The organism is Bacteroides sp. DH3716P (assembly GCF_025914115.1).
GTDB lineage: Bacteria > Bacteroidota > Bacteroidia > Bacteroidales > Bacteroidaceae > Bacteroides > Bacteroides ovatus.
Map to the genome: position 1 here is coordinate 6105519 of NZ_CP083673.1, position 6294 is coordinate 6111812.

General features: G+C 41.0%; 7 protein-coding genes. 5 read left to right on the plus strand and 2 right to left on the minus strand.

Annotated features, from left to right (window positions below; all coding sequences use genetic code 11):
* Positions 1-4 precede the first annotated feature (4 nt).
* The 4 genes from KQP79_RS23430 (at position 5) to KQP79_RS23445 (ending at position 2594) form a co-directional block, all read left to right on the plus strand.
* The gene (locus KQP79_RS23430) at positions 5-385 is read left to right on the plus strand and encodes a TraR/DksA family transcriptional regulator (protein WP_004295883.1); all 381 of its coding nucleotides are present in this window, start codon (positions 5-7) and stop codon (positions 383-385) included.
* 97 nt (positions 386-482) lie between these two features.
* On the plus strand, positions 483-1139 hold the full coding sequence (locus KQP79_RS23435; protein ID WP_004295884.1) for a lipoprotein signal peptidase: 657 nt from the start codon (positions 483-485) through the stop codon (positions 1137-1139).
* Positions 1129-2202 (plus strand): DUF4296 domain-containing protein, encoded by a 1074-nt coding sequence (locus KQP79_RS23440; RefSeq protein WP_087318089.1) that lies wholly within the window; start codon positions 1129-1131, stop codon positions 2200-2202. The genes KQP79_RS23435 and KQP79_RS23440 overlap by 11 nt, the downstream gene beginning before the upstream one ends.
* Before the next feature lie 5 nt (positions 2203-2207).
* Positions 2208-2594 (plus strand): hypothetical protein, encoded by a 387-nt coding sequence (locus KQP79_RS23445; protein WP_004316424.1) that lies wholly within the window; start codon positions 2208-2210, stop codon positions 2592-2594.
* On the opposite strand, the gene KQP79_RS23450 is transcribed toward KQP79_RS23445, so the two are convergent.
* The gene (locus KQP79_RS23450; RefSeq protein WP_008647918.1) at positions 2545-3309 is read right to left on the minus strand and encodes a TrmH family RNA methyltransferase; all 765 of its coding nucleotides are present in this window, start codon (positions 3307-3309) and stop codon (positions 2545-2547) included. The two genes, KQP79_RS23445 and KQP79_RS23450, sit on opposite strands and share 50 nt — an antisense overlap.
* Positions 3310-3452: 143 nt before the next feature.
* On the opposite strand from KQP79_RS23450, the gene KQP79_RS23455 reads away from it, so the two are divergent.
* The gene (locus tag KQP79_RS23455) at positions 3453-5762 is read left to right on the plus strand and encodes a BamA/TamA family outer membrane protein (RefSeq protein WP_234120942.1); all 2310 of its coding nucleotides are present in this window, start codon (positions 3453-3455) and stop codon (positions 5760-5762) included.
* Here the strand turns inward: KQP79_RS23455 and KQP79_RS23460 are convergent.
* Positions 5716-6168, minus strand: coding sequence for a hypothetical protein (locus KQP79_RS23460; RefSeq protein ID WP_004295890.1), 453 nt, complete (start codon positions 6166-6168; stop codon positions 5716-5718). The two genes, KQP79_RS23455 and KQP79_RS23460, sit on opposite strands and share 47 nt — an antisense overlap.
* Positions 6169-6294 lie beyond the last annotated feature (126 nt).

Genomic DNA, 6294 nt, shown 5'->3' on the forward strand with positions numbered 1-6294 from the left:
AGTTATGGCAGAAAAGACTAGATATTCGGATGCGGAACTCGAGGAATTCCGTGCCATTATTATGGAGAAACTGGAATTAGCACAACGTGACTATGAACAGTTGAAGAAAAGTTTGATGGGACTGGACGGTAATGATACCGACGATACATCTCCTACGTATAAAGTATTGGAAGAAGGAGCTAATACGCTCTCCAAGGAAGAAACGACCCGACTGGCACAACGTCAGTTGAAGTTTATCCAAGGATTACAAGCTGCTTTGGTACGTATTGAGAATAAAACGTATGGCATTTGCCGTGAAACCGGAAAGTTGATTCCGGCAGAACGTCTGCGTGCTGTTCCTCATGCTACATTAAGCATTGAAGCAAAGAACAGTGGTAAAAAATAACAGATAGCAAGTAGGCTACAGGTAACGAGCTACAAGTAGCTGCGCAAAGTTTACGCACGGCACTTGTAGCTCGTTATGTTTAACTTATAATAAACACATGAAGAAACTATTCACGAAGGGGAGAATTGCCCTTCTCGTTATCTTTTCCGTATTGATTATTGACCAGATCATCAAGGTCTGGATTAAAACTCACATGTACTGGCACGAAAGTATACGTGTGACCGATTGGTTTTATATCTATTTCACCGAAAATAACGGGATGGCTTTCGGTATGGAAATCTTCGGCAAGTTATTCCTGACAACATTCCGCATTGTTGCGGTAGCATTGATAGGGTGGTATCTCTATAAAATCATAAAGAAAGGGTTCAAAACAGGTTATATCGTCTGTGTGGCTCTTATTCTGACCGGTGCTTTGGGGAACATCATAGATAGCGTGTTCTATGGAGTTATTTTCAATGAAAGCACTCATTCGCAGATTGCCAGTTTCATGCCCGAAGGTGGTGGATATTCTACCTGGTTTTACGGAAAAGTGGTGGATATGTTTTACTTTCCGATTATAGATACAAACTGGCCTACATGGATGCCGTTTGTAGGTGGAGAGCATTTTATATTCTTTAGTCCGATCTTTAATTTTGCAGATGCTGCTATCAGTTGCGGTATCATTGCCTTATTACTCTTTTATAGTAAATATTTGAATGAGTCTTATCATTCACTGGATAAAGATAAAAAGGAAGCTACGGATCATGAAAAATAAATTTCGGTTTCATCTGTGTCTCATCTGCATGTTCGTTTTTGCGGTAGCCGGGTGTAAAGTGAAAAGACCCAGTGATGTAATCTCGGAATCGAAGATGGAGAATTTGCTGTATGATTATCATGTGGCAAAGTCTATGGGAGATAATTTGCCTTATAGTGAGAATTATAAGAAAGCATTGTATATCGACGCCGTTTTCAAGAAATACGGGACTACACAAGCTGCATTTGATTCATCCATGGTTTGGTATACCCGTAACACAGAGATTTTATCGAAAATTTATGATAAGGTGAAAAAACGCTTGAAAGACGAACAGGAACTTGTTGGCGACCTGATAGCCAAGCGTGATAAGAAACCGAAAATGACTAAGCAGGGTGATAGCATCGATGTCTGGCCGTGGCAGCGTATGGTACGTTTGACCGGTGAAATGATGGATAATCAATATGTATTTACTTTGCCGACCGACTCTAACTACAAAGACCGGGATACATTGGTATGGGAAGTGCGGTATCGTTTCCTGGAGCCGATGCTTGCCGACTCTTTAAGAGGTGTCACTATGGCTATGCAGGTGATTTATGAAAAAGATACGATCAATCATTGGAAAATGGTGACTGAACCGGGTGTGCAACAAATTCGTTTGTTTGCAGACACATTAGGTTCGATGAAAGAAATAAAAGGTTTCATTTATTATCCGATGGATAGCCAGGAAAAAGGCGGAGCAGTATTGGCCGACCGCTTCATGATGACTCGTTATCATTGTACGGATACGCTCGCATTTGCCGTACGCGATTCTTTGAATAAGATAGAAGCATTGAAAGCGGATTCTTTGAAGAAGATAGCTACTAAAGAAAATGCCGACTCTTTACATAAGGTCATAGACAAGAATAAAGATGACATTCAGCGTCTGACACCGGAAGAGATGAACCGTCGTCGTACGGGAACTCATCGTGAGAAGAAGCCGGAGCAGATTCAGGTGGAACAGCATATCCAAAAGGAACGGATAGAGCAAAGAAAAGAACGCCAGATGAATCAACGCAGGCAACAACAAAGACGTTCAAACAACTGATTGTAATGAAACGCTTTGCTTCTCATTATTTGCTGATACCTGCCGTCGGATATATGAAGCAGCAGGTAGTGGAGATCACTGACGAAGGAGTTGTCCGAGGTGTATTCTCATTGACCGAAGAGATTGAATCGGTTGAATGGATGCCGGGAGTGATAGTGCTGCTTTCTGAAAGTCAGATGGAAGAAATAAAAAACACTGGGATGATTTTAAAAAACATCCCAGTGTTTCAAATCAATCTTCCCAGTGTTTCGAATCAATCTTCCCAATGTTTTAATGAGTATCTGCAGGAAGCAGAAAAGAAGGGGGAAGCTTTATTTCCTTATTTGTTTTATCCTTTTGATTTTACTTCCATGCAGCCTGTCGACGGAACTCGGCACAGATTACTGCGGTAGCAATGGCTACATTCAGAGACTCGGATGTCTCTTGGCCTGCCGGGTAATTGGGGATATATAATTTTCGGTTGATTAATGTGGCTACCTCTTTCCCTATGCCATTCCCTTCATTTCCCATTACGATCAAGCCATTGGCCGACAATGGTTGTTCATACATGTTTTTTCCATCCAGGAACGTACCGAACACAGGAGTATCTCCGAGCGACCGGATAAAATCGGGGAGGGAAGTATAATGTACTTTCACCCGGGCAATTCCACCCATAGTGGCTTGTATGGTCTTAGGGTTATATACATCTACCGTATTCTGCGAGCAGATAATATGTTCGATGCCAAACCAGTCGGCCAAACGGATAATGGTACCCAGATTTCCGGGATCCTGCACATCGTCCAATGCAAGGCAAAGTGATGAACGAACTGCCTCCGGATCCAAAGTATATTGTGGTTGTTCGAAAATAGCAAGTACCTGTTGGGGAGTTTTCAATAAACTGGCTCGTGAAAGATCTTCCTGTGAAACTTCTACCAGTTCACTTGCGTCAATACCCGGATGCTCCTGAAACCAGGAGGGAGTGGCTGCTAAAAAACGACAAGGGAAATGTCCGAGTAAATCACCTACCAATTTAGGACCTTCAGCCAGGAATACCCGCTCTTCTTTACGTATTTTCTTCAGTTCCAGCGAGTGGATATACTTTATTTTGTTTTTACTTAATGATGCCATAGATTTGATATTCTTTTGCAAAGCTATAAAGATATTTCCAATCTACCCTTACTTTCTTCGTCTTTTTCTTAAATTATTTTCCCCGTCGGAAAATATAATTTATCTTTGTAGGCGCATTTTTCATGCTATCGATGTAAAACCGTATGAGGAGAAATTTTCTTTGTTTGCTTGCTTCTGCTGCTGTCTTGTCACTTGCTTCGTGTACTACCACTAAGTTTGTGCCGGATGGATCTTATTTGCTGGATGAAGTCAAAATTCGTACGGACCAAAAAAATATACGGCCTTCTTCCTTGCGCATGTATGTTCGCCAAAATCCTAATGCCAAGTGGTTCAGTCTGATAAAGACCCAACTTTATGTATACAATCTGTCGGGGCGTGATTCGACCAAATGGGGGAATAAGTTCTTGAGAAGAATAGGGGATGCTCCCGTAATATATAGCGAGGACGAAGCGCAACGCTCTGAAGAAGAGATCACTAAGGCTGTGCATAATATGGGATATATGGCGGCAACAGTGAAACGTTCGACCAAAGTAAAAAAGAAAAAGATCAAAGTATATTATGACGTAACGGCAGGCAAGCCATACGTTGTTCAATCTATCAAATATGATATTTATGATCCTAAAATAGCTGCGCTTCTCAAACAGGATTCTGCCAGAAGTTTGCTGAAGGAAGGAATGTATTTTGATGTGAATGTATTGGATGCGGACAGGCAACGTATCACGAATAAGTTACTTCGGAATGGTTACTATAAGTTTAATAAGGATTATATCGGATATACTGCCGATACCGTTCGTAATACTTATAATGTAGATCTGACTCAACATTTGCAGATGTATAAAGCTCATGCGAATGATTCGGCAAGAGCACATCGGCAATATTGGATCAATAAGATTAATTTTATTACGGATTATGATGTTTTGCAGTCCTCGGCAATGAGTAGTGTGGACATCAATGATTCGGTTCATTATAAGGGATATCCGATTTACTATAAGGATAAACTCTATTTGCGTCCTAAAGTTCTTACGGATAACCTTCGGTTTGCTTCCGGCGACCTGTATAATGAGCGCGATGTGCAGCAGACCTATTCCAGTTTTGGACGTTTATCGGCATTGAAATATACGAATATCCGTTTTATTGAGACTCAAATAGGAGATTCAACGATGCTCGATTGTTATGTGATGCTGACTAAGAGCAAGCATAAATCAGTAGCTTTCGAGGTAGAGGGAACTAATTCTGCCGGTGACTTGGGAGCGGCAGCTTCCGTCTCTTTCCAGAACAGGAATCTTTTTCGCGGATCGGAAACTTTTATGATAAAATTCCGTGGAGCGTATGAAGTCATTTCCGGACTTCAGGCAGGTTATTCGAATAATAACTATACAGAGTACGGGGTGGAAACGAGTATCAACTTCCCTAATTTCCTGTTCCCTTTCATTTCCTCTGATTTTAAACGGAAAATCAGGGCGACAACAGAGTTTGGTTTGCAATATAATTATCAGTTGCGCCCGGAATTCCTGCGTACGATGGCTTCTGCCAACTGGAGCTACAAGTGGACGCAACGTCAGAAGATACAACACCGTATTGATTTGATTAATATTGCTTTTCTATATTTGCCTCGTATCTCTGACAGGTTTAAAGAAGATTATATTAATAAAGGACAGAACCATATTTTCCAGTATAATTATCAGAATCGATTGATTGTAAATATGGGATATAGCTATAATTATAATAGCGTGGGAGGATCTATTATCAACAATACGATTGCTTCTAATTCATACTCCATCCGTTTTAATTTCGAGTCGGCGGGAAATATAATGTATGCCCTGTCTAAGGCTACCAATATTCGGAAGAATAGTAATGGTGAGTACGCTATTTTGGGAATTCCTTATGCTCAATATCTGAAAGGAGAGTTTGATTTTGCCAAGAATATCAGAATCGACCATCGTAACTCCTTTGCGTTTCATGCCGGTGTAGGAATAGCTGTACCTTATGGAAATGCAAAAACGATTCCGTTTGAGAAACAATACTTCTCCGGTGGAGCCAATAGTGTTCGCGGATGGGCGGTTCGCGATTTGGGACCGGGTTCTTTTGCCGGAAATGGAAATTTGCTCGATCAATCGGGAGATATTAAGCTGGATGCCAGCATTGAATACCGAAGCAAGTTATTCTGGAAGTTTCAGGGGGCGGTATTTATTGATGCTGGTAATATCTGGACCATCCGGAGTTATGCCAATCAACCGGGAGGGGTTTTCAAGTTTGATAGGTTTTATAAGCAAATAGCAGTGGCCTACGGATTAGGTCTCCGCCTGGATTTGGATTTCTTTATTTTGCGTTTTGACGGAGGTATGAAAGCTGTCAATCCTGCCTATGAAACGAGGAAAGAGCATTTCCCCATCATTCATCCTAAATTCAGTCGTGACTTTGCTTTCCATTTTGCTGTGGGATATCCTTTCTAATCAGCCATTTATTATTTACTCTTACTAATTCGAGCGTATCTTGCAGGGAACTTACGTATTCCATTTTTCCTCCGATGGGATGAATGACGAATGCATTTTTGATTTGGCAGACAACCGACGCTTCTTCTAAATTAGCATCTATCTCACTTGAAATAACAGAAACTTTTGCAGCGCCTCGTGTCTTAAGTTGCTCCAGATGGGGTTGCCCGACATTAGATGCTAAGAAACTAAGATAAGATTGAGAAGAAGGCGTGCTCCATTCTTTGGCGACCGGATAATTGAAATTATAAAAGGCTTCACAAAAATCTATGGCTGTCTGTTCTATTTGAGTTTGAGGAGTCTGTTGCTGACAAGATAGACAGGTGAAGATTAGAACAGAATAGATAAGTGTATGTAGTTTATTCATAGTACAAAAGATTCTTGATAGAAGAAGATAAGATTGAAAAAGAAGGTGTGTCAAAATGCACACCTTCTGTTTTTTACGCACAAAGCCCCGACTTTCACAAGCTGGGGCTTTGTTATTACCTAAAGA